The sequence below is a fragment of the Microbacterium sp. MEC084 genome, from assembly GCF_004514465.2.
Classification (GTDB): Bacteria; Actinomycetota; Actinomycetes; order Actinomycetales; family Microbacteriaceae; genus Microbacterium.
On sequence record NZ_MYFP02000010.1, the window covers coordinates 39,768 to 62,134 of the forward strand.

A 22,367-nucleotide genomic window follows, 5' to 3' on the forward strand; every position below is an offset into this window, starting at 1 on the left:
GATGAGCGATCGCACGCTTCCCCCCGAGGCGCTCGACGAGTGGGCCCGCGCGGCGAGCGAGACCCTCGGGCTGTCGCCCGACGACGTCCCGGTCACGCTGATCCTCGACCTCGCACGCGACGTCGCGCACGGCGTCGCTCGCCCGGCCGCCCCGCTGACCGCGTTCCTCGCGGGTCTCGCGGCGGGCCGCGCAGGCGGCTCTCCCGACGACATCGCCCAGGCGGTCGCGGACGTCACGGAGCTCGCGCACGCGTGGCGCTCGCGCACCGGCGGGGAGCCGGCGTGAGCCGGGTCCGCTTCTTCGCCGCGGCGGAGGAGGCCGCCGGCCGCGCCGAGGAGCAGCGGACCGAGGCCACGCTCGGCGCGCTCCGCGCCGCGCTGATCGCCGAGCATCCGGCGCTCGCGGGCATTCTGCCGCGGTGCGCTGTCCTCGTCGACGGCGAGCGTCGCGACGACGACGCGCCGCTCGCCGCCGGCGCGACGGTCGACGTGCTGCCGCCGTTCGCGGGAGGCTGAGCCGGGAGGTCAGGCGGTCCGGCGGTCAGCCGGCCCCCGCGGTCAGGCAGCCGCGACCTGCGGCGCGAGCGCCTGGCGCACGGCGTCCGAGAGCGTGGTCGGGCGACGGCCGCTGAGCTCCACCAGCTCGGTGGAGTCGGTGTCGAGCGCACCGCGCGCCGCGGCCTCGTCGAGCTCCACGGCCAGCACGGCCTCGGTCTCCGTCATGCCCTGCGCGACCAGGGCGGCGCGCAGCGCGTCCCCCTGCAGCGGCCGGTAGGCCACGTCCTTGCCGGAGACGCGGGAGAGCTCGCGCGCGTACTCCTCGAGCGTGAACGGGCTTCCGCCCAGCTCGTAGACCCGCCCGGCCCACGGCGTGAGCACGGCCGCCGCGGCGGCGTCGGCGTAGTCGCGGCGATGCGCGGCGGCGATCCGGCCCGGGCCGCCCAGCACCTCGCCGCGCGCCACATGCTGCGGGGCCTGCTCCATGAACGTGTCGAGGTAGAGGCCATTGCGGAGGAACGTCGTGGGGATGCGGGTCTGCCGCAGTGCCGCCTCGGTCTCGCGGTGCTCCTCGGCCAGGGTCAGCCCGGCGGTGTCCGCGCCGAGCATGCTCGTGTAGACGATGCACCCCACCCAGGCCCGCTCGGCGGCCGCGATCACGTTGCGGTGCTGGCCGAGACGCCGGCCGATCTCGGTGCCCGCCACGAGCATGAGCCGCTCGACGCCGCGGAAGGCGAGGTCGAGTGAGGCCGGATCGTCGTAGTCGGCCTGCCGCACGGTGACGGCGCGGTCCCGGAACCGCACCCCCTCGGGCGTGCGGGTGATGGCGACGATGTCGGTGGGCGAGACGCCGCGCTCGACGAGGGCGTCGATGATGTACGAGCCGAGCCGTCCGCTGGCTCCCGTGACTGCGATGGACATTCGGGTCCTCCGTCTCCGCCGACTCACCTCTGAGGCCGGCTGATTCCGAGAATGCGCCGGTGCGCGACGCGAATCAACCGACACACCGCAGAAGGATTCGGCTTTCTTTCCGATCCCTCAGGAATGCATTCTCGCGCCGGGCGCGCTCAGCCGCCGAGGCCCTTCCACTCCGCCGTGCCGTCGGCCTCGATCTGCCGCTTCCAGATCGGGAGCTCGCGCTTGATGTCCTCGATGACCTCGCGACAGACGGCGAAGGCCTCGGCGCGGTGCGGCGCGGCGACCGCGATCACGACCGCCGCCTCGCCCACCTCCAGACGGCCGATGCGATGGCTCACGGCGACGATCGCGCCGTGGGCCTCCCCCGCGCGCAGCGCGATCGCGTGCAGCGTGGCCTCCGCGTCGGGGTGGGACGTGTACTCCAGCGCCGAGACCGCGCCGCGCGCATCCGGATCGTGATCGCGCACGCGCCCCACGAACGAGGTCTCGGCGCCCATCCGCGGGTCGTCGATCGCGGCGACGTGCTCGTCCAGCCGGATCGGCGTGGCCGAGATCCGCGCGATCCGCACGGTCTCCGCCGCGAGAGCGTCCTCTGTGCCGGCGCTCAATGGTCCTCCCCGGCGAGCTGCGAGGCGGCGTGACGGGCGATCGACACCACGACGGGCATGCCGCTTCGCACGGCCGCGGGCGAGCCCGGCAGGTTCACGATGAGCGTGCCGTGCGCGACGCCCGCGACGCCGCGGGACAGCATCCCCGCGGGCTTCTCGGCCGCACCGATCCGCCGCAGCTCCTCGGCGATGCCCGGCACCTCGCGCTGGATCACGCGCAGCGTGCCCTCGGGCGTCTGGTCCCTCGGACCGAGCCCGGTGCCGCCCGTCGTGACGATGACGCCCGCCCCGGCCGCGATCATGGCGGCCAGCGCGCGCTCGACGCTCTCGGCGCCGTCGGGCACCACCACGGCGTCGTCGCAGTCGAAGCCCGCGACGCGCAGCGCCGCGACCGCCTCGGGCCCGGACAGATCTTCGCGCTCGCCCCGCGCGGAGCGGTCGCTCACCGTGATCACCGCGGCGCGCGGCGGCTTCCCGGCATCATCCATGCTCCGAGTCTAAGGACCCCGGCGCCGGCCGGCTCCGCTCGCCGAGACCTCTCGGCTCCCGGAGCCGCACCCTCCGGCCGGCCACCGGGGCGCGATGTTTCCGGCGTGTGACGAAGCCCTCAACCGACCTGCGCCCGGGCGGTGATCGAACGGTGATGGAGAGGTAACGGGCGCACGCGCGGCGCCGAAACACGCCCGCCCTACGGTCGGAATCGCCCCACCCGATGTCCCCCGCATCCGCTGACCTCCGAGGAGTCGCCATGGCCACGCCGCTCAGCTCCACCGCACCCAGCATCACCGCATCGGGCACCGCCCCGTCCGCCTGGATCGACGGCTGGAACCCCGAGGACGCCGCGTTCTGGGCGTCGCAGGGCCGTGCGATCGCCCGCCGCAACCTGGGCTGGTCGATCTTCGCCGAGTTCCTCGGCTTCATCATCTGGCAGCTCTGGAGCATCGTCGTCGTGATGCTGCCGAACGCCGGATTCACGCTCACGACCACCGAGTCGTTCTGGCTGATCTCGCTGCCCAGCCTCGTCGGCGCCACGCTGCGCTTCCCGTACACGTTCGCGGTCGCGACGTTCGGCGGCCGCAACTGGACCATCGTGTCGGCCGCGCTGCTGCTCATCCCCGCCACGGCGCTCGGCTTCGCGGTGCAGAACCCCGAGACGCCGTTCGGCGTGCTGCTGCTGATCGCCGCGCTCGGCGGCGTGGGTGGCGGCAACTTCGCCAGCTCGATGGCCAACATCACGTACTTCTTCCCGCAGCGCGAGAAGGGCTGGGCGCTCGGCCTCAACGCGGCCGGCGGCAACATCGGCACCGCGATCGCGCAGCTGCTCGTGCCCATCGCGGTCACGCTCGGCGCGGCCGGCACCTTCAACATCCAGCTCGCGGGCTGGATGTGGATCCCGCTGATCCTCGTCGCGATGTGGGGCGCGTACCGCTTCATGGACAACCTGTCCTCCGCCAAGGCGGACTTCGCGGGCGCCGCGTCCGCCCTGCGCGAGCCGCACCTGTGGATCATGGCCGTGCTGTACATCGGCACGTTCGGCTCGTTCATCGGCTTCGCGGGCGTGTTCCCCAAGCTGATCGCCGACCAGTTCCCCGAGTTCTCGACCTTCCAGGTGGCCGGGGCGTCGCTGTCGCTGGCGTTCATGGGCGCGCTCGTCGGGTCCCTCGCCCGCCCGTACGGCGGCAAGCTCGCGGACCGCTTCGGCGGGGCGCGGATGACGGTCGCGGCGTTCGGCGTCATGATCCTCGGCGCGCTGTCGCTCATCCTGACCCTGCCGCTCGGCAGCTTCTGGGTGTTCCTGGGCTGCTTCCTGCTGCTGTTCGTCGCCACGGGCATGGGCAACGGCGCGACGTACCGGATGATCCCGAGCATCTTCGCGGCGCGTGGCGCGGCGACCGCGGGCGACCCGCACGCCGTCAGCACGCAGCGCCAGGGCGCGGCCGCGCTGGGCCTGATCTCGGCGATCGGCGCCTACGGCGGCTTCGTGATCCCGCAGGTGCTGAACGCGTCGCACGCGGCGACCGGCGGCTACGTCGCGGCGTTCTGGGGCTTCGTGGCCGCCTACGCCGTGCTCATGACCATCACGGCCGTCGTGTACATCGTGCCGCGGGCCTCGCTCGCCGGTCACCGGATCTGAGGGGCCGGATGTTCCAGGACTCCCCCGCCCTCCGGGTCGTGCTCATCGGGCTCGGCCCGGTCGGCGTGCGCTTCGCGGAGGAGCTGCTCCCCGAGATCGCGACGGGACGCGTCACGCTGACGATCGTCGGCGCCGAGACGCACGAGCCGTACAACCGCGTGCTGGTCGCGGAGTACGCCACGGGCGAGCTGGAGCGCGACGACCTCGCGATCGCCGATCTGTCCGAGCTGCGCGCCGCCGGCGCCGACGTCGTCACCGGCGTGCGCGCGACATCGCTGGATCGCGGCGCACGGGAGGTCGAGCTGAGCGACGGGCGCCGCCTCGCGTACGACCGCGTCGTGCTCGCCACGGGCGCGCGTGCGATCGTGCCGACGCTCGACGGGCTGGAGCACCTGGGACCGGACGACTCCGGCCTCGATCTCGCCCTGACCTCGGGTGTGTGCGTGCTGCGCACCCCCGAGGACGCCGAGCACGTGCGCGGCGTGGTCGCGACGGGCGGCCGCGTGGTCGTGCTGGGCGCCGGGGTGCTCGGGATCGAGCTGGCCCTTCTGCTCGCGCGCGCGGGCGCCGTCCCGCAGGTCGCGCATTTCGGCCCCATGCCGATGCCGCGTCAGCTCGACCGCGGATCGGCCTCGGTGCTCGCGGCGGCGCTCGAGACCGCCGGCGTCCACGTCGTGCCGCACACGCGCGCGGAGGCGATCATCGCGCGGGATGAAGGCGACGGCGTGCGCCGCTTCCGTGCGCTCGTGAGCTCGGACGGCCGCCGCATCGAGGGCGACCTGCTCGTGCTGTCGTGCGGCGTGCGGGCGCGCACCGAGCTCGCCGAGACGGCCGGGCTGCGCGTCGACCGCGGCGTGCTCGTCGACGCGCGCCTGCGCTCGTGGACGGACCCGGACATCCACGCGATCGGCGACTGCGCGCACGTGTTCGAGCACGGCGGCGACCCCACGCTGCTGCACGAAGCGCACGTGCCGGGCGGGCCCAGCGGCCTGATCGGCCCCGGCTGGCGCCAGGCCGAATGGCTCGCGCGTGCGCTGCGCGCCGAGCTCGACGGCCTGGAGGCGATGCCGTTCGCGGAGGACGTGCCGGGCGTCGTGGCGCTCAAGGCGGAGCAGGTGGACCTGGTCTCGGCGGGCGACGTGTCGGCCGACCCGTTCGCCCCCGTTCCCGCGGGAGAGACCGCCCCGGGCGTGGCGATGTGGGCCGACCCGCAGCACGGCACGTACGTGAAGATGGTCAGCCGCGACGGCGTCCTCACGGGCTTCGTGTCGGTCGGGATGCCACGCACCGCCGCGGAGCTGAGCGTTCTGTACGCGCGTGCGGGCGAGCTGCCGGCCGACCGATCCCTGCTGCTGCGCCTCGACGCGGACGAGGACCAGGGCCCGATCGCGACCGGGCGCGACGCCACGGTGTGCGTGTGCAACGGGGTCACGGCCGGGGCGATCGAGGACGCGGTCGACGACGGCTGCGAGACCGTGGCGGATGTGGGCCGGTGCACGCGCGCCGGCACCGGCTGCGGCGGCTGCCGCGCGCGGATCGCCGAGCTCATCTCGGCCCGCGAGGTGGCGCCCGCATGACGCCCGCTTCGCTGACCGATGCGCCGTCCGCCCCCGCGCAGACGGCCGCGACCCACTGCCCGTACTGCGCGCTGCAGTGCGCCATGACCCTCACGCCGACGCCCGGCGAGCGGCTGCCGGTGTCGGTCGAGGGGCGCGAGTTCCCCACGAACCGCGGCGGCCTGTGCCGCAAGGGCTGGAGCTCGAACGAGCTGCTCGCCGCGCCCGACCGGCTCACGTCCCCGCTCGTGCGCGGCGCGGACGGCGAGCTGCACCCGGCCACGTGGGACGAGGCCCTCGACCTCATCGCGGAGCGCCTCCGCGCGATCCAGCGGGAGAGCGGCGCCGACGCGGTCGGGATCTTCGGCGGCGGCGGCCTCACGAACGAGAAGGCGTATCAGCTCGGCAAGTTCGCCCGCATCGCGCTGCGCACGTCCCGGATCGACTACAACGGCCGGTTCTGCATGTCGTCGGCCGCGGCCGCCGCGAACCGCGCGTTCGGCGTGGACCGCGGGCTGCCGTTCCCGCTCACGGACCTGGACACGGCTGAGACCATCCTGATGCTCGGCTCGAACGTGGGCGACACCATGCCGCCGTTCGTGTCGCACCTGCAGGGCGCGCGGGCGCGCGGCGGCTTGATCGTCGTGGATCCGCGTCGCAGCACGACCGCCCGGCTCACGGCGGACGGCGCGGGCCAGCACGTGCAGCCCGTGCCGGGCAGCGACCTCGCCCTCCTGCTCGGCCTGATCCACGTCGTGATCGCCGAGGGTCTCTTCGACGCTGACTACGTGAACCGACGCACACGCGGCTTCGAAGCGCTGCGCCGCTCGGTCTCGATGTGGTGGCCCGAGCGCGCCGAGCAGGTCACGGGCGTGCCGGCCGCGGCGATCCGGTCGCTCGCGCGGCGGCTCGCGGCGTCCGGATCGACGTACATCCTCACGGGGCGGGGCGTCGAGCAGCACGCCGACGGCACCGACACCGCCACCGCCGCGATCAACCTCGCGCTGCTGCTGGGGCTGCCCGGCACTCCGGGCAGCGGCTACGGCACGCTGACGGGCCAGGGCAACGGGCAGGGCGGCCGCGAGCACGGTCAGAAGTCCGACCAGCTGCCGGGCTACCGCAAGATCGACGACCCGGCCGCTCGCGAGTACGTCGCGGCCGTGTGGGGCGTCGACCCGGCAATCATCCCCGGGCCCGGGATCCCCGCCGTGCAGCTGCTGCAGAGCTGCGGCCGCCCCGGCGGCGTGCGGGCGCTGCTGGTGCACGGCTCGAACGTCGTGGTGTCCTCGCCCAACGTGCAGTCGGTGCGCGACGCGCTCGCGCGCCTCGACCTGCTCGTCGTGAGCGACTTCTTCCTGTCCGAGACCGCGCGCCTGGCCCACGTCGTGCTGCCCGTGCTGCAGTGGGCCGAGGAGGACGGCACGATGACCAACCTCGAGGGCCGCGTGCTGCGCCGGCGCCGCGCCCTCGAGCCGCCCGCGGGGCCGCGCAGCGAGCTGTGGATCATGGCCGAGCTCGCCCGCCGGTTCGACGCCCCGGGCACGTGGGACCTGGATCCGTCGCTGGTGTTCGACGAGCTGGCGCGCGCTTCGGCGGGCGGGCTCGCCGACTACTCCGGCCTCAGCCACGCGACGCTGGACGCGCTCGAGGCGGAGGGCGTCGGCGCCCACTGGCCGTACCCGCCGGGAGGGATCGGCACGCCGCGGCTGTTCGCCGACCGGTTCGCGCACGCGGACGGCCGCGCACGGCTCGTGGCGGTCCGCTCCTACTCCCCCGAGACGCCGCACGGCGGCGAGCTGAGCCTCATCACCGGTCGGCTGCTCGAGCACTACCAGTCGGGCGCCCAGACCCGCCGGGTGCCGGAGCTCAACGACGCCCGTCCCGAGCTCGTGGCCCAGCTGCATCCCGCGACCGCCCGCGATCGCGGCGTCGCCGACGGCGACCTCGTGCGGCTGGAGAACCGGCGCGGCGCCGTCGAGGCCCGCGTGGGCGTGAGCTCGGACATCCGGCCCGACACCGTGTTCCTCCCGTTCCACTTCCCCGACGGCGCGAGCGCGAACCTGCTGACGAGCGACCGACTCGATCCCATCTCGTCGATGCCGGAGTTCAAGAACGCCGTGGTGACCCTGACCCGCGTGGTGACCCGCGTAGGCGCGAACACCGACGCGACCGAGCACAGGATGGCCGGCCAGTAGAGGACGCCGATGCTCGCCGCGCCCACGATGCCCCACGCCACCATCAGGGACGCCGAGACGATCGTGGACGACTGCCACGCCCGCGGCGCCGCGACCAGCGGCACGGCGGCGATCGCCGCGGGGATCAGCACGAGCAGCAGCGTCCAGGGACCGACGTGCTGCAGCACCGAGGCGCTGCCGGCCCGCTCGACCCCGTCGGCGCCGATGCTCGCCGTCGAGTATGCGGGCGCGAACAGGACGACCGCCCCGGCCACGGCGACGCAGGCGACCGCCACCTTCTGAAGGGTCCGCTTGGCATTCATCTCGACCTCCCGGAATGCCCGCCCACTACGCCGCGAGTCTGCCCGTCGAGACCGGCTCCCCCTTTCGGTCGTTGAGCGAAGCGAGCGCCAACGCCGGCCCACCCCTCCGGGCCTTGAGCGAAGCGAGCGCCAGCGCCGCCCCCACCCTGTGGTCGTTGAGCGGAGGCGCGCCAGCGCCGGAGTCGAAACGTGTCCGAACCCTCTCTGCCGACCAGCCCACCGCTCGTCCACAGGGCACCGCCCCGAGGACTTCTCCACAGATTCGGTTTGAATCGCTGATCTGTGCTTTCCGGCCCGGTGAATGTCGGTGGCCCGGAGGAGAATCGGGCCATGACGGCACAGGCGACTTCGACCCGGTGGGCTCCCACCCCGACCGAACGCGCCCGCACGTCAGAGCTCGTCGACGGCTACCTGGAGCAGCAGGTCATCATCGCCCAGGCCCATGCCCGGCAGGCGCGGATCCTCGCCGAGGGCCGCGCGATCGCCGAAGCCCAGACCCGCCGGGGTGGGACGGGTTCGGAGTTCGAGCACCCGCTGAGGTCCATGGCCGCGGAGTTCGCGGTCGCCGGGCGGACGTCAGACCGCACGATCCGGGCCCGGATGGAGTGGGCGGTCGACCTCGTCGACGGGTTCCCGGCCACGTTCGCCCTGTTCGAGGAAGGCCGGATCAGCGAGGCCCATGTCCGCGCGATCGTCGACGCCGGCTCACGGCTGGAGGATGACGACGCCCGGGCGGAGTTCGAGCGGATCATCCTCCCGCGAGCCGAGAAGCTCACCGCCGGGCAGCTCGGGTCCGTCGCACGGAAGCTCGCGGACGACATCGAGCCCCTCCCGTTGGAGGAGCGGCACGAGGAGGCCATGGCCGACCGCTCCGTGCGGGTGGCGCCGCTGCCGGACGGCATGGGCGAGTTGACGTACATCGGTCCGGCGGTGACGGTGTACGCGATGCATGACCGGGTCACTCAGATGGCCCGCACGATCTACCGCACCAAGGGCGAGGGCGACGAGCGGACGTTGGATCAGATCCGGGCGGACGTGTTCGCTGAGATCGCCCTCGCCGGCCTGCCGACCGCGGAGCTGATCGACCAGCACGGCGGGGATGCCCTGACGCAGATCAAGGCGACCGTGCAGGTCACCGTCCCGTGGCAGACCCTCACCGGCGTCGGCGACGAGTCCGCGTTCCTCGCGGGCTACGGACCCATCCCCGCCGAAGCGGCCCGCCGCCTGGCCGGCGAGGCCGCCAAGTGGACGCGCCTGTTCACCGACCCCGACACCGGGTGCCTGAAGACCGTCGACACCTACACGCCGAGCAAGGCGCAGCGGCGCTTCCTCATCGCCCGGGACGAGCACTGCCGCTTCCCCGGCTGCCGGCAACCGGCGGTCCGCTGCGAAGACGACCACACCATCCCGTACTCCCACGGCGGCCCCACCACCGTCCGCAACCTCGCCAACCTCTGCCGGGCCCACCACGTGTTGAAACACAACTCCGCCTGGGACTTCCGTCACGGGCCCGGCGGCGTCATCGAGGTCATCAGCCCCACCGGCAGGGCCGTCAAGCACAAACCCACACCGGTCGTCCGGTTCGAAGCGTCCGCGGAGATCGCGCGCGCCGACTTCGGCGCAGACCCGCCGCCCTTCTGACGTCAGTCAGTCAGCCAGCAGGTCGGGGCGACGCTCGCGGGTGCGCTCGAGGCTCTGTTCGCGGCGCCAGGCGGCGACCGCGCCGTGGTTGCCGCTGAGCAGCACGGGCGGCACCTCCAGCCCGCGCCAGACGGCGGGCTTGGTGTAGATCGGGTATTCGAGAAGGCCGTCCTCGTGCGACTCCTCGAGCAGGCTCTCGGGGTTTCCCATGAAGCCCGGCACGAGCCGCGTGACGGCCTCGATCATGGCCATGGCGGCGACCTCGCCGCCGTTGAGCACGTAGTCGCCGATGCTCACGAGGCGCACCCGGCCCCGCGACGCGTAGTGGTCGATCACGCGCTGATCGATGCCCTCATACCGGCCGCACGCGAAAACGAGCTGCGACTCCTGCGCCAGCTCACGCGCCATCGGCTGCGAGAAGACCTCGCCCGAGGGCGTCGGAACCACCAGCACGGCGTCGTCCTCGAGGATCTCGTCGAGCGCCTCACCCCAGGGCTCCGGCTTCATGACCATGCCGGCGCCGCCGCCGTAGGGCGTGTCGTCGACCGTGCGGTGGCGGTCGTGGGTCCAGTCGCGCAGGTCGTGCACGCGCAGGTCGAGCAGGCCCTTCTCACGGGCCTTTCCGATCAGCGAGACGTCGAGCACATCGAAGAACGCCGGGAAGATCGTGACGATGTCGATGCGCATCGGGTCAGTCCTCGGACGCGGGCGTCTCCGCCTCGGGCGTCTCGGGCTCGGGCAGCTCCTCGAACAGACCGGCGGGCGGCGTCACGACGACGCGGCCGCCCTCGATGTCGACCTCGGGCACGATGGCCGAGACGAACGGCACGAGCACTTCGTCCTCGCCGGCGCGGACCACGAGCAGGTCCTGCGCCGGGAAGTGGTCGACCCGCGCGACCTTTCCGACGACGACGCCGTCGCGCACGACGTCCAGACCCACCAGCTGGTGGTCGTACCAGGCGTCGGGCTCGGCGGGCGCGTCCTCATCCTGGTCGATCCACAGGATGGCGCGCACGAGGGTGTCGGCCGCGTTGCGGTCGTCGACGCCCTCGAAGAAGACGACGGGGTGCTGGTTCATCCAGCGGAACTCCCGCACGGTGATGGTCTTGCCGTGCCACTGCGAGTGCTCAGGCACCTGCAGGGTGAACGTCGCCCCGGGCGTGAACCGGCCGTCGGGGTCGTCGGTGTACAGCTCCAGCTTGAGCGCGCCCTTGAGGCCGTGGGCCTTGACGAGGCGGCCGACGCGAAGCTGGTTCTTGGCGGGCTTTCCTGCGGCCACGATCAGTCGTCCGCGACGTCGACGCGCACGCGACGACCGTCCGCCAGGGCCGACACGAGCGTGCGGATGGCCTTCGCGGTACGGCCGCCGCGCCCGATGACGCGCCCACGGTCGTCCGCGTGGACGTGCACTTCCAGCACGTCCCCGCGAGGCGAGGTGGACGAGTCGATGCGCACGTCGTCGGGGTGATCCACGATCCCCTTGACGAGGTGCTCGAGCGCGGCGGCCAGCACGATTACTCGGCGGCCTCGACGGCCGGAGCCTCGGCGGGCTCCTCGGCCTTCTTCTCGACCTTGGGCTTGACGACCGACTTCTTCGACGAGTCGGCCACGTAGCCGGCCTTCTCCTCGCGGGTCTTCAGGGTGCTCTTCGCATCCTTCTCACCCTTGAAGGTGCCCCAGTCGCCCGTGATCTTGAGGATGGCGCGCACCTGCTCGGTCGGCTGGGCGCCGACCGACAGCCAGTACTGCGCACGCTCCGAGTCGACCTCGATGAACGAGGGCTCCTCGGTCGGGTGGTACTTGCCGATCTCCTCGATCACACGACCGTCGCGCTTGGTGCGCGAGTCGGCCACGACGATGCGGTAGTACGGCGCACGGATCTTGCCCAGGCGCTTCAGACGGATCTTGACAGCCACGATTCTCCTGTGTGGTGTGTAAAGCGAGACGAACCAGTCGCCAGGTAGTGGGGTGCACACCGGCGGAAGCTCAAGAGGAGGACTCTGGGCGCTGGATAGAGGGTCGAGCACCCGGTCCGACCCTCCATTCTGCCAGATGACGCGGGGCCCCGCGTACAAGTTGCCCCTGGCGTGCCGGGCCAGGACACTGGGCGAATGACGATCGCGTTCGCGCCCTCCGCCCGCTCCACCGTCGGCATCGAGTGGGAGCTGATGCTGGCCGACGGCGAGACCGGCGATCTGGTCGGCCGAGCCCCGGAGATCATGCCGGCCCTCGAGGAGCTGACCGCGCTCGAGCGCCACACGGTCACGGCCGAGCTGCTGACCAACACGGTCGAGGTCACGAGCGGCGTCGGCGACACGGTGGAGGCAGCGATCCACGACATCTCGGACGCGATCCACGCTGTGCGCACGCAGACCGATCCGCGCGGCATCGAGCTGATGTGCGCCGGGAGCCACCCTTTCGCCAAGTGGTACGGGCAGACCGTCACCGACAAGAACCGCTACGCCGCGCTGATCGAGCGCACCCAGTGGTGGGGTCGCAACATGATGATCTGGGGCATCCACGTGCACGTGGGCGTCGAGGACGTGAACAAGGTGTTCCCGATCATCCACGCCCTCACCGGCTACATCCCGCACCTGCAGGCGCTGTCGGCGTCGAGCCCGTTCTGGGCCGGCGAGCGCACCGGCTACGCCTCGAACCGGGCGCTGGTGTTCCAGCAGCTGCCGACGACGGGCCTGCCGTGGCAGCTCAGGTCCTGGTCGGAGTACGAGGCGTACCTCGACGACATGACGCGCACGGGCGTGATGGCCGACGCGACCGAGGTGCGCTGGGACATCCGCCCCGCTCCGCACTGGGGGACGATCGAGGTGCGCGCGTGCGACGGGATGTCGACCCTGCCGGAACTGGCGGCCGTCGCGGCCCTCGTGCAGACCCTCGTCGAGTCGTTCTCTCGCGACATCGACGAGGGCCGTGAGCTGCCCGCGCTCCAGCCCTGGTTCACGCGCGAGAACAAGTGGCGCGCCGCGCGCTACGGGCTCGACGCCGAGGTGATCGTCGACCGCGAGGGCACCCAGGTGCCGGTGCAGCAGCACCTGCTCGAGACGCTCGACCGGCTCGAGCCGATCGCCGTCGAGCTCAAATGCGCGCGGGAGTTCACCAGCATCCGCGGCATCCTCGAGCGCGGCGCGAGCTACCAGCGGCAGATCGCGGTCGCGGAGGCCGCGGACGGCGACCTGCGGGAGGTCGCGAAGATGCTCATGCGCGAGTTCCGCAACGGCCCGACGCTGCGCGACCGCAGCAGGATCGACCCGCTCTCCGCGCCGTTCGGCATCTGAGCGCCCCGGTCAGCCGAGCTCCACGACCTCCCTCGCGAGGCCCTGGTCCATCACGACGTCGGTGACGAGCCCCGCCGCCATCGCGGCGCGCAGGCTGGCCGCCTTGTGCACGCCCGCGGCGATGCAGATGCGCCGCGGCACGCGACGCAACCGGTCCAACCCCGGGCCCGTGGTGCGGGCGTTGAGCCGGATGTCGCGCCACGAGCCGTCGGCGCGGAAGAACACCGTGGCGACGTCGCCGATCGCGCGGTCCTCGGCCAGGCTCGTGTAGTCCGCGCGGTCGAGATAGCCGCCCGCGTACACGCGGCTCGGCACGTCCGCCGCGGGAGAGCCGACGCCGAACACCGCGAGATCCATCCGCGCCTGCATCTCGAGCACGCGCCGCGTGCTGCGCTCCCGCCACATGGCCTCGCGCGTCGCGGGATCGTCGAAGAACGCCGGCACCGGGAACTGCTGCACGCGCGCCCCGAACGCCGCGCCGAAGCGCTGCATGATCTCGCTGGCGTACTCGATTCCCGTGGTCTGCACGTTGCCCGCGCCGTTGAGCTGCACGACCGTCACGTCGTGCAGCTCCTTGGCCGGCAGGTGCCTGCTGATCGCACTGAGCGTCGATCCCCACGCGATCCCCACGGTCATGTTGGAGTCCACGAACTGCGTCAGCAGGCGCGCGGCCGTGATCGCGACGCGCTCCAGGCGCTCGATCTCGCTCACGCTCGCCGGCATCGGCACGACGTGCGCCGCGACCCGGAACCGCGAGCGCAGCTCGCGCTCGAGCGACACCCCGCCCTCGAGCGGCGAGGTGATCCGGATGTCGACGATGCCGATGTCGCGCGCGTGACTGAGCAGGCGGGACACGGATGACCGCGACACCGCGAGCTCGGCGGCGATGGCCTCCATCGTCATGTCCTGCATGTAGTAGAGCTGCGCGGCCTTGTGCGCGGCGAGGGCGCGCCGGTCGGTCGGCGGCGTGCGCGGCGCCACCTCGATCTGGTCCACCATGGGCCCATTCTGCACCCGAGTGCACGTTTGTGCACTCGAATTGCGCGGATGTGCGCCGCGGGCGGATGCTGGCTCCCATCGACGGAGGCAGTCGAGAGGAACGAGGTCGACGATGAACCAGCCCGATACGCAGGAGCGCCCTGAGGTCGCCGCGGTACGCGAGGCGGGCCGGGTCACGGTCCTCATCATCGGCGGCGGCATCAACGGCATCTCGACCTTCCGCGACCTCGCCCTGCAGGGCGTCGACGTGCTGCTGGTCGAGCGCGGCGACTTCGCGTCCGGCGCCTCGGCCGCGTCGAGCCACATGATCCACGGCGGCATCCGCTACCTGGAGAACGGCGAGTTCCGCCTCGTCAAGGAGTCGGTGCAGGAGCGCAACGGCCTGCTGAAGATCGCGCCCCACTACGTCAAGCCGCTGCAGACGACGATCCCGATCTACTCGACGTTCAAGGGCGTCCTCTCCGCTCCCCTGCGCTTCCTGACCCACCGGCAGGGCCGGCCGACCGAGCGCGGCGCGTTCCTGATCAAGATCGGCCTGACGATCTACGACACCTTCTCCCGCGCGGGTGGCACGGTTCCGCGCCACCGCTTCCACGGCCGGCGCCGCTCGCTGGAGGAGCTGCCCATGCTCGATCCGCGGATCAAGTACACGGCCACGTACTTCGACGCCTCGATGCACGACCCCGAGCGGCTCGCGCTCGACGTCCTGGTCGACGGCCTCGAGGCCCACCCCGCGACCGCGACCGGCGGCGCCCGAGCGCTGAACTACGTCGAGGCCGTCGGCCGCGACGAGCGCGGCGTGCTGCTGCGCGATCGCGAGACCGGCGCCGAGTTCGCGATCGCCGCGGACGTCGTCGTGAACGCCTCCGGACCGTGGACCGACCTCACGAACGAGGCGCTCGGCACGAGCACGGCGTTCATGGGCGGCACCAAGGGATCGCACATCGTGCTCGACCACCCCGAGCTGCTGAAGGCGACCGGCGGCCGCGAGATCTTCTTCGAGCACTCCGACGGCCGCATCGTGCTGATCTACCCCCTCAAGGGCCGCGTGCTCGTCGGCACCACCGACATCGACGCCGACCCGCGCGAGCCCGCGGTGTGCACGGAGGCCGAGGTCGACTACTTCTTCGACCTCATCCATCACGTGTTCCCCTCGATCAAGGTCGATCGCGGCCAGATCGTCTACCGCTTCTCGGGTATCCGCCCGCTGCCGCGCCACGAGGACACCGCGCCCGGATTCGTGTCGCGCGACTACCGGATCGAGGTGGAGCGCTCCTCCGGGCGGGCCCCGCTCGTGAGCCTGGTCGGCGGCAAGTGGACGACCTTCCGCGCGCTCGGCGAGGCGCTGTCCGGCAAGGTCCTCGAGCTGCTCGGCCGCGAACGCCGCGTCAGCACCGCCGGGCGCACGATCGGCGGCGGGCGCGACTTCCCGCGCACCACCTCGGACCGCGAGGCGTGGTTCCGCCTGCACCTGGACGGCGCGGGCGACCGCGCCGCGACCCTGTTCGAGCGGTACGGCACCCGCGCGGCGGCCGTCTGGGCGCACATCCAGGAGCAGGACGACCGCCTCCTCGCCGGCGGCCGCCTCTCGACGGGTGAGCTCGACTGGATGGTCGCGCGCGAGCACGTCGTCCACCTCGCCGACGTGGTGCTGCGCCGCACGTCGCTCGCCTTCACGGGCGACGCGGACGCGGCCGTGCTCGAGGAGGTCGCGGAGGCGCTCGCCCCCCTGCTCGGCTGGAGCGACGCGCGTCGCGACGACGAGGTGCACCAGACCCGGCAGCTGCTCACGACGCGCCACGGGGTGACGCTGCCCTGAACCCCGCACCGGGGCGGATCCCCGGGTGTCCCCCTTCACGCGGCAGAGGAGCCGCGTGATGAATCCGAAAGGTCGAAGAAGACATGGATGAAGTGAATCTCGGGCTGTACTTCCTGTCAGAGGTGATCGGCACAGGCATGCTGATCCTCCTCGGCGCGGGCGTCGTGGCCAACGCGATCCTCGTGAAGGCGAAGGGCTTCGGCGGCGGCTTCCTGATGATCAACTGGGGCTGGGGTCTCGCGGTGTTCGCGGGCGTCCTCGTCTCGGTGTACTCCGGCTCGATCCTCAACCCCGCCGTCGGCATCGGCCTGCTGATCGCGGGGAACATCACCTTCCCGATGTTCCTGATCGCCACCGCCGGCGAGCTCGTCGGCGCGTTCCTGGGCGCGGTCCTCGCGTGGGCCGCCTACCGGCAGCACTTCGACGAGGAGGCCGACCCGGGCGCCAAGCTCGGCGTCTTCTCCACCGGCCCCGCCATCCGCTCGTACGGCCACAACCTGATCACCGAGATCATCGGCACGTTCGTGCTCGTGTTCGTGATCTTCGCGTTCGCCCAGTGGGGCGACGTCGAGGTCGGGACCCCCGGCGGCCTCGGTCCGCTGACCGCCCTGCCCGTCGCCCTGCTCGTGGTGGGCATCGGCGCGTCGCTCGGCGGCCCGACCGGCTACGCCATCAACCCGGCCCGCGACCTCGGCCCGCGCATCGCCCACGCCCTCCTGCCCATCAAGGGCAAGGGCTCCAGCGACTGGGGCTACTCGTGGGTGCCGGTCGTCGGCCCGCTCATCGGCGGCGCGCTCGCCGCGCTCGCCCGCCCCCTGCTCAGCCTCGGCTGAACGCCGCCCATTCGAAGGAGAATCCCATGGCTGACTACATCATCGCGATCGACCAGGGCACGACGTCGAGTCGCGCCATCGTCTTCGACAAGAAGGGCTCGATCGTCTCGGTCGGGCAGAAGGAGCACGAGCAGATCCTGCCCCAGCCCGGCTGGGTCGAGCACGACCCGCTGGAGATCTGGCGCAACGTGCAGGAGGTGATCGGCGTCGCGCTCGCGAAGGCCGATCTGACCCGCCACGACATCGCCGCGGTCGGCATCACCAACCAGCGCGAGACCGCGGTGGTGTGGGACCGCACCACCGGCAAGCCGGTGTACAACGCGATCGTCTGGCAGGACACGCGCACGCAGGGCATCGTCGACCGCCTCGCGGCGGACGGCGGAGGCGACCGCTTCAAGGACATCGTGGGCCTGCCGCTCGCGACGTACTTCTCCGGCACCAAGATCGCGTGGATCCTCGAGAACGTCGAGGGTGCGCGCGAGAAGGCCGAGGCCGGCCAGCTGATGTTCGGCACGACCGACTGCTGGGTGCTGTGGAACCTCACGGGCGGCGTCGACGGCGGCGTGCACGCCACGGACGTCACGAACGCGTCGCGCACGCTGTTCATGGACCTCGAGACGCTCGAGTGGCGCGACGACATCCTCGAGGTGTTCGGCGTGCCGCGCTCGATGATGCCCGAGATCCGCTCCTCGTCCGAGGTGTACGGCACGGCCGAGAGCTCGTCGCTGCTGCGCGAGACGCCCATCGCGGGCATCCTGGGCGACCAGCAGGCCGCGACCTTCGGCCAGGCGGCGTTCGACACCGGCGAGAGCAAGAACACCTACGGCACGGGCTGCTTCCTGATCTTCAACACGGGCGAGGAGATCGTCCACTCGAAGAACGGGCTGCTGACGACCGTCGGCTACAAGCTCGGCGACCAGCCGACGCACTACGCGCTGGAGGGGTCGATCGCCGTCACCGGATCGCTCATCCAGTGGCTGCGCGACCAGCTCGGGCTGATCGGATCGGCCCCGGAGGTCGAGGAGCTCGCCAAGTCGGTCGAGGACAACGGCGGCGTGTACATCGTCCCGGCGTTCTCGGGCCTGTTCGCCCCGTACTGGCGCCCGGAGGCGCGCGGCGCGATCGTGGGCCTCACCCGCTACGCGAACAAGGGCCACATCGCCCGGGCGGCGCTCGAGGCCGTCGCGTACCAGACGCGCGACGTGCTCGACGCGGTCAACGCCGACGCGGGCGTCGACCTGACCGAGCTCAAGGTCGACGGCGGCATGGTCGCCAACGACGCGCTGATGCAGTTCCAGGCCGACGTGCTGGGCGTGCCGGTGGTGCGCCCCGTGGTGGCCGAGACGACGGCGCTCGGCGCGGCCTACGCCGCCGGGCTCGCGGTCGGCTTCTGGGCGGGCCTCGACGACCTCCGCGCCAACTGGCAGGAGGACAAGCGCTGGGAGCCGTCGATGGAGGCCGCCGAGCGCGACCGCCAGCTGCGCCTGTGGCGCAAGGCCGTCACGAAGGCCATGGACTGGGTCGACGACGACGTGCGCTGACCCGCGGGGAGGGGGACGAACGGCCCCGGGGATCCATCCCCGGGGCCGTTCGGCGTGTCAGCCGCGACCGAACAGCTTCTGGATCTCCGCGAGATCCGCCTCGCTCGGCTTGGGGGCGCCGCCCAGGCCGAAGCCCGAGCCGGTGGGCTGCTGCGCCGCCAGGCCGGCGTTCTCGGCCGCGCGCTTGGCCGGGTTGCCCGAGCGCGAGCCGCCCTTCTTGGCCTGCTTGCCGCGCTTCGACGAGCCGCCGGGGCGGCCCATGCCGGGCACGGGGCCCATGCCGGGGATGTTCGGCATGCCGCCGCGCGCGACGGTCTTCATCATCTTGGACGCCTGCTCGAAGCGATTGACGAGCTGGTTGACATCCGTCACGGTCATGCCCGATCCGCGCGCGATGCGGGCGCGGCGCGAGCCGTTGAGGATCTTGGTGTTCTGGCGCTCCGCCGGCGTCATCGAGCGGATGATCGCCTCTGTGCGGTCGATCTCGCGCTCGTCGAAGTCGTCGAGCTGCTGTTTCATCTGGCCCATGCCCGGCAGCATGCCGAGCATCTTCTTCATCGAGCCCATCTTCTTCAGCTGCTGCATCTGCTCGAGGAAGTCGTCCAGCGTGAACTGGTCCTTCGCGAACTTCTCGGCGACCTTCGCCGCCTGCTCCTCGTCGAAGGCCTGCTGCGCCTGCTCGATCAGGGTCAGGATGTCGCCCAGGTCGAGGATGCGGCTCGCCATGCGGTCCGGGTGGAACGGCTCGACGTCCTCGAGTCCCTCGCCCGTGGAGGCGAAGATGATCGGGCGGCCCGTGACCGATGCGACCGACAGCGCGGCGCCGCCGCGCGCGTCACCGTCGAGCTTCGACAGCACGACGCCCGTGAAGTCGACGCCCTCCTGGAAGGCCTTGGCCGTGTTCACGGCGTCCTGACCGATCATCGCGTCGATGACGAACAGCACCTCGTCGGGGTTCGTCACCCGGCGGATGTCGGCGGCCTGCTTCATGAGCTCGGCGTCGACGCCGAGGCGGCCGGCGGTGTCGATGATGACGACGTCGTGCAGCTTCTGCTTGGCGTACTCGACGCCGTCGCGCGCGACCCGCACGGGGTCGCCGACGCCGTTGCCCGGCTCGGGGGCGTAGATCGCGGCACCGGCTCGCTCCGCGACCACCTGCAGCTGGTTCACGGCGTTGGGGCGCTGCAGGTCCGCGGCGACCAGGAGCGGGGTGTGCCCGTCCTTCTCGAGCATGCGCGCGAGCTTGCCGGCGAACGTCGTCTTACCGGAACCCTGCAGACCGGCGAGCATGATGACGGTCGGCGGGGTCTTGGCGAACTGGAGGCGGCGCTGCTGCCCGCCCAGGATGCCGACCAGCTCCTCGTTGACGATCTGCACGACCTGCTGGGCCGGGTTGAGGGCCTTGTTGACCTCGTCGCCCAGCGCGCGCTCGCGCACCTTGGCGGTGAAGTCCTTGACGACCGTGAGCGCGACGTCCGCGTCGAGCAGCGCGCGCCGGATCTCGCGGACGGTGCCGTCGACGTCGGCCGGCGAGAGCTTGCCCTTCGTGCGGAGGTTGCGGAAGGTCTCTGTGAGCCGGTCGGAGAGCGTGCCGAAGGTAGCCATGATGCTGAAGATTCTACCGGCGCGGACCCCGCCCGCCCTCGACGCCGCCTCGGACCCCCGGGGGTATTGTTGGACGCGATCCAACTATCCGAGGCCACGAGCCTCAGGGAGGACTTCCGATGCTCGACGTCGTCCAGGTCGGCCTCGCACCGGCCTACGTGCCCTATCTGGAGGGCTGGGACCTGCAGCGCAGCGTCCACGCCGACGTGCTCTCGGGCGCGCGGCCCGACACGCTGCTGCTGCTCGAGCACGAGGCCGTGTACACGGCGGGCGTGCGCACGCAGCCGGAGGACATGCCGAAGGACGGCACCCCGGTCGTGAAGGTGGACCGCGGCGGGCGCATCACGTGGCACGGCCCGGGTCAGCTGGTCGGCTATCCGATAGTGAGGCTGCGCGACTCGAAGGACACCGTCGGCCACGTCCGCCGACTCGAGCGCGCGCTGATCGCGGCGCTCTCCGAGCTCGGAGTGAAGGGCATGCAGGTCGACGGGCGCAGCGGCGTGTGGGTGCAGCCGGTGATCGGCTCCCCCGCCAAGATCGCAGCCATCGGCGTGCGCGTGCAGGCCGGCGTCACGATGCACGGCTTCGCGCTCAACTGCGACAACGCATTCGACGGGTTCGACGGCATCGTGCCGTGCGGCATCGCGGACGCCGGCGTCACGTCGGTGAGCGAGGTGCGCGGCGAGAGGATCGCGCCGCGCGACGTCGTCGACGTCGTGTCGGCCGCCTTCGTGGCGGAGTTCGCCCGCGCCGCGACCGGGGCGGAGGTCGCCGCGTGAGCGCCGCCGTGCCCGAGGGCCGCAAGCTGCTGCGCCTCGAGGTGCGCAACGCGCAGACCCCGATCGAGCGCAAGCCCGAGTGGATCAAGACCAAGGCCAAGATGGGCCCGGAGTACACGGCGCTGAAGTCGCTCGTGAAGGGCGAGGACCTGCACACGGTCTGCCAGGAGGCCGGCTGCCCCAACATCTACGAGTGCTGGGAGGACAAGGAGGCGACCTTCCTCATCGGCGGCTCGCAGTGCACGCGCCGATGCGACTTCTGCCAGATCGACACGGGCAAGCCCGCGGACTACGACACGGACGAGCCGCGTCGCGTGGCCGAGAGCGTGCAGCGCATGGGCCTGCGCTACGCGACCGTCACAAGCGTCGCGCGCGACGACCTGCCCGACACGGGCGCCTGGCTGAACGCCGAGACCGTGCGGAAGATCCACGAGCTGAACCCGAACACGGGTGTCGAGCTGCTGGCGAACGAGCACAACGCCGACCCGGCGTTCCTGGGCCAGATCTTCGAGGCGCGTCCCGAGGTGTTCGCGCACAACGTCGAGACCGTGCCGCGGATCTTCAAGCGCATCCGCCCCGCCTTCCGCTACGAGCGCTCGCTCGACGTGATCACGCAGGCGCACCGCGCCGGGCTCATCACGAAGTCGAACCTCATCCTCGGCATGGGCGAGGAGCCGGAGGAGGTCATCGAGGCGCTGCAGGATCTGCACGACGCAGGGTGCGACATCATCACGATCACGCAGTACCTGCGTCCGACGCCCCGCCACCTGCCGGTCGCGCGCTACGTCAAGCCGCAGGAGTTCATCGAGTTCAAGGCCGAGGCCGAGCGCATCGGGTTCCTCGGCGTGCTCGCCGGCCCGCTCGTGCGCTCGTCGTACCGCGCCGGGCGCCTGTGGGCGCAGTCGATGCTGTCGAAGGGCCGCGAGATCCCGCCGCACCTGGCGCACATCGCCGCGGACGTCGACGGCGGCTTCCTGCAGGCGGTCTGATCCCTCTCACGAGGGGCCGCGCTCAGTCGACCGGGATGCTCGCGATCGCCGCGAGGGCGGCATCGAGCGTGGCCTCGAGATCGCTGCGCCCCGGGCCCGCGAGGGCCCAGCGCTCCACGGCCGCGAGCACGGCGCCGCCGTACGCGGCGCCCGCAACGTCGGCCGCGAGCGGATCGAGCCCCCGGCGCCGCAGCGCGCGGGACACGGCCCGGCCGATGCGGGCGCGCCGCAGCGCGGCCTCGCGCTCCAGCTCGGCGACGAGCCCCATCGCCTCGGCGTTCGCGAACGCGAGCGCCAGCGCGTCGGGCGCGAGACCCACGGCCACCCGGCGCACCGCGTCGCGCACCCCGTGCTCGTCGAGATCGGATTCGAGCGCGTCGAGCCGCTCGTCCAGCCCGCCCCACAGCAGCGCGCCCTTGGAATCGACGTAGTTGAAGAAGCTCGACCGGCTCACGCCAGCACGCGCGGCGATGTCGGCGATCGACGTGGCGTCGTAGCCCTTCTCGAGGAACAGCTCGCTCGCGGCCTCGGCGAGCGTCTCGCGCGAGGACGCCTTGGGGCGGCCGGCGCGCGAGGTGCTCATGGCTTCCAGCGTAGGGCCGGGCTCAGCGGGATGACGGGCGCGCCGTTTGCGGCGCGCGCCCCTTGCCGCCTATC

The 22,367-nt window shown here is 72.1% G+C and carries 23 protein-coding genes; 13 read left to right on the top strand and 10 right to left on the bottom strand.

Annotation, left to right across the window (positions count from 1 at the left end; translation table 11 throughout):
• Nucleotide 1: 1 nt before the first annotated feature.
• Nucleotides 2-286, top strand: a complete 285-nt coding sequence (locus tag B5M43_RS09790; RefSeq protein WP_055991134.1) for a DUF6457 domain-containing protein — start codon at nt 2-4, stop codon at nt 284-286.
• Entirely contained in the window at nt 283-516 is a 234-nt protein-coding gene (locus tag B5M43_RS09795) for a MoaD/ThiS family protein (protein WP_055991480.1), read from the top strand. The genes B5M43_RS09790 and B5M43_RS09795 overlap by 4 nt, the downstream gene beginning before the upstream one ends.
• A gap of 42 nt (nt 517-558) precedes the next feature.
• On the opposite strand, the gene B5M43_RS09800 is transcribed toward B5M43_RS09795, so the two are convergent.
• The 3 genes from B5M43_RS09800 to B5M43_RS09810 all read right to left on the bottom strand — a co-directional run bounded on the left by B5M43_RS09800 (nt 559) and on the right by B5M43_RS09810 (nt 2,512).
• Nucleotides 559-1,419: an NmrA family NAD(P)-binding protein gene (locus B5M43_RS09800; protein ID WP_055991131.1), complete on the bottom strand. Its 861-nt coding sequence runs from the start codon at nt 1,417-1,419 to the stop codon at nt 559-561.
• A 146-nt stretch (nt 1,420-1,565) separates the two neighbouring features.
• Entirely contained in the window at nt 1,566-2,024 is a 459-nt protein-coding gene (locus B5M43_RS09805) for a molybdenum cofactor biosynthesis protein MoaE (protein WP_230667915.1), read from the bottom strand.
• Nucleotides 2,021-2,512 (bottom strand): molybdenum cofactor biosynthesis protein B, encoded by a 492-nt coding sequence (locus tag B5M43_RS09810; RefSeq protein ID WP_055991127.1) that lies wholly within the window; start codon nt 2,510-2,512, stop codon nt 2,021-2,023. Before B5M43_RS09810 ends, B5M43_RS09805 begins: the two co-directional genes overlap by 4 nt.
• 260 nt (nt 2,513-2,772) lie before the next feature.
• On the opposite strand from B5M43_RS09810, the gene B5M43_RS09815 reads away from it, so the two are divergent.
• The 5 genes from B5M43_RS09815 (at nt 2,773) to B5M43_RS09835 (ending at nt 9,852) form a co-directional block, all read left to right on the top strand.
• Nucleotides 2,773-4,158, top strand: a complete 1,386-nt coding sequence (locus B5M43_RS09815) for an MFS transporter (protein WP_230667918.1) — start codon at nt 2,773-2,775, stop codon at nt 4,156-4,158.
• 8 nt (nt 4,159-4,166) lie between these two features.
• Nucleotides 4,167-5,735 (top strand): FAD-dependent oxidoreductase, encoded by a 1,569-nt coding sequence (locus B5M43_RS09820; protein ID WP_134745183.1) that lies wholly within the window; start codon nt 4,167-4,169, stop codon nt 5,733-5,735.
• Entirely contained in the window at nt 5,732-7,909 is a 2,178-nt protein-coding gene (locus B5M43_RS09825; RefSeq protein WP_134745184.1) for a molybdopterin oxidoreductase family protein, read from the top strand. The genes B5M43_RS09820 and B5M43_RS09825 overlap by 4 nt, the downstream gene beginning before the upstream one ends.
• Nucleotides 7,910-7,918: 9 nt before the next feature.
• Nucleotides 7,919-8,191, top strand: coding sequence for a hypothetical protein (locus tag B5M43_RS09830; protein ID WP_134745185.1), 273 nt, complete (start codon nt 7,919-7,921; stop codon nt 8,189-8,191).
• Between the two features lie 350 nt (nt 8,192-8,541).
• Complete coding sequence (locus B5M43_RS09835) at nt 8,542-9,852, top strand: HNH endonuclease signature motif containing protein (RefSeq protein WP_134745186.1); 1,311 nt, start codon at nt 8,542-8,544, stop codon at nt 9,850-9,852.
• A gap of 6 nt (nt 9,853-9,858) precedes the next feature.
• Here the strand turns inward: B5M43_RS09835 and trmD are convergent, their stop codons facing one another.
• The 4 genes from trmD to rpsP are packed head-to-tail and all read right to left on the bottom strand — an operon-like array spanning nt 9,859 to nt 11,768.
• Complete coding sequence (trmD, locus tag B5M43_RS09840; RefSeq protein ID WP_134745187.1) at nt 9,859-10,539, bottom strand: tRNA (guanosine(37)-N1)-methyltransferase TrmD; 681 nt, start codon at nt 10,537-10,539, stop codon at nt 9,859-9,861.
• A 4-nt stretch (nt 10,540-10,543) separates the two neighbouring features.
• Nucleotides 10,544-11,131, bottom strand: a complete 588-nt coding sequence (gene rimM / locus B5M43_RS09845; protein ID WP_055991114.1) for a ribosome maturation factor RimM — start codon at nt 11,129-11,131, stop codon at nt 10,544-10,546.
• Nucleotides 11,132-11,133: 2 nt separating this feature from the next.
• Nucleotides 11,134-11,364, bottom strand: coding sequence for an RNA-binding protein (locus tag B5M43_RS09850; RefSeq protein WP_055991111.1), 231 nt, complete (start codon nt 11,362-11,364; stop codon nt 11,134-11,136).
• 2 nt (nt 11,365-11,366) lie between these two features.
• Nucleotides 11,367-11,768, bottom strand: coding sequence for a 30S ribosomal protein S16 (gene rpsP / locus B5M43_RS09855; protein ID WP_134745188.1), 402 nt, complete (start codon nt 11,766-11,768; stop codon nt 11,367-11,369).
• Nucleotides 11,769-11,963: 195 nt separating this feature from the next.
• Between rpsP and B5M43_RS09860 the strand changes: the two genes are divergently transcribed.
• Nucleotides 11,964-13,145, top strand: a complete 1,182-nt coding sequence (locus B5M43_RS09860; protein ID WP_134745189.1) for a glutamate--cysteine ligase — start codon at nt 11,964-11,966, stop codon at nt 13,143-13,145.
• Nucleotides 13,146-13,154: 9 nt separating this feature from the next.
• Here the strand turns inward: B5M43_RS09860 and B5M43_RS09865 are convergent, their stop codons facing one another.
• The gene (locus B5M43_RS09865) at nt 13,155-14,144 is read right to left on the bottom strand and encodes a sugar-binding transcriptional regulator (protein WP_134745190.1); all 990 of its coding nucleotides are present in this window, start codon (nt 14,142-14,144) and stop codon (nt 13,155-13,157) included.
• Nucleotides 14,145-14,256: 112 nt separating this feature from the next.
• Here B5M43_RS09865 and B5M43_RS09870 point away from each other — a divergent pair, with 112 nt between their 5' ends.
• The 3 genes from B5M43_RS09870 (at nt 14,257) to glpK (ending at nt 18,337) form a co-directional block, all read left to right on the top strand.
• Nucleotides 14,257-15,963, top strand: a complete 1,707-nt coding sequence (locus B5M43_RS09870; RefSeq protein WP_134745191.1) for a glycerol-3-phosphate dehydrogenase/oxidase — start codon at nt 14,257-14,259, stop codon at nt 15,961-15,963.
• An 83-nt stretch (nt 15,964-16,046) separates the two neighbouring features.
• Nucleotides 16,047-16,796 (top strand): MIP/aquaporin family protein, encoded by a 750-nt coding sequence (locus B5M43_RS09875; protein ID WP_134745192.1) that lies wholly within the window; start codon nt 16,047-16,049, stop codon nt 16,794-16,796.
• Nucleotides 16,797-16,822: 26 nt separating this feature from the next.
• On the top strand, nt 16,823-18,337 hold the full coding sequence (glpK, locus tag B5M43_RS09880) for a glycerol kinase GlpK (protein WP_055991093.1): 1,515 nt from the start codon (nt 16,823-16,825) through the stop codon (nt 18,335-18,337).
• Nucleotides 18,338-18,394: 57 nt separating this feature from the next.
• On the opposite strand, the gene ffh is transcribed toward glpK, so the two are convergent.
• Nucleotides 18,395-19,942 (bottom strand): signal recognition particle protein, encoded by a 1,548-nt coding sequence (gene ffh, locus B5M43_RS09885; RefSeq protein ID WP_134745193.1) that lies wholly within the window; start codon nt 19,940-19,942, stop codon nt 18,395-18,397.
• Between the two features lie 119 nt (nt 19,943-20,061).
• Between ffh and lipB the strand changes: the two genes are divergently transcribed.
• Together lipB and lipA are read left to right on the top strand one after the other, a co-directional pair.
• Nucleotides 20,062-20,721 (top strand): lipoyl(octanoyl) transferase LipB, encoded by a 660-nt coding sequence (gene lipB, locus B5M43_RS09890; RefSeq protein WP_134745194.1) that lies wholly within the window; start codon nt 20,062-20,064, stop codon nt 20,719-20,721.
• The gene (gene lipA / locus B5M43_RS09895; protein ID WP_134745195.1) at nt 20,718-21,710 is read left to right on the top strand and encodes a lipoyl synthase; all 993 of its coding nucleotides are present in this window, start codon (nt 20,718-20,720) and stop codon (nt 21,708-21,710) included. The genes lipB and lipA overlap by 4 nt, the downstream gene beginning before the upstream one ends.
• Before the next feature lie 22 nt (nt 21,711-21,732).
• Here the strand turns inward: lipA and B5M43_RS09900 are convergent, their stop codons facing one another.
• Nucleotides 21,733-22,293: a TetR/AcrR family transcriptional regulator gene (locus B5M43_RS09900; protein WP_055991083.1), complete on the bottom strand. Its 561-nt coding sequence runs from the start codon at nt 22,291-22,293 to the stop codon at nt 21,733-21,735.
• Between the last annotated feature and the right edge of the window lie 74 nt (nt 22,294-22,367).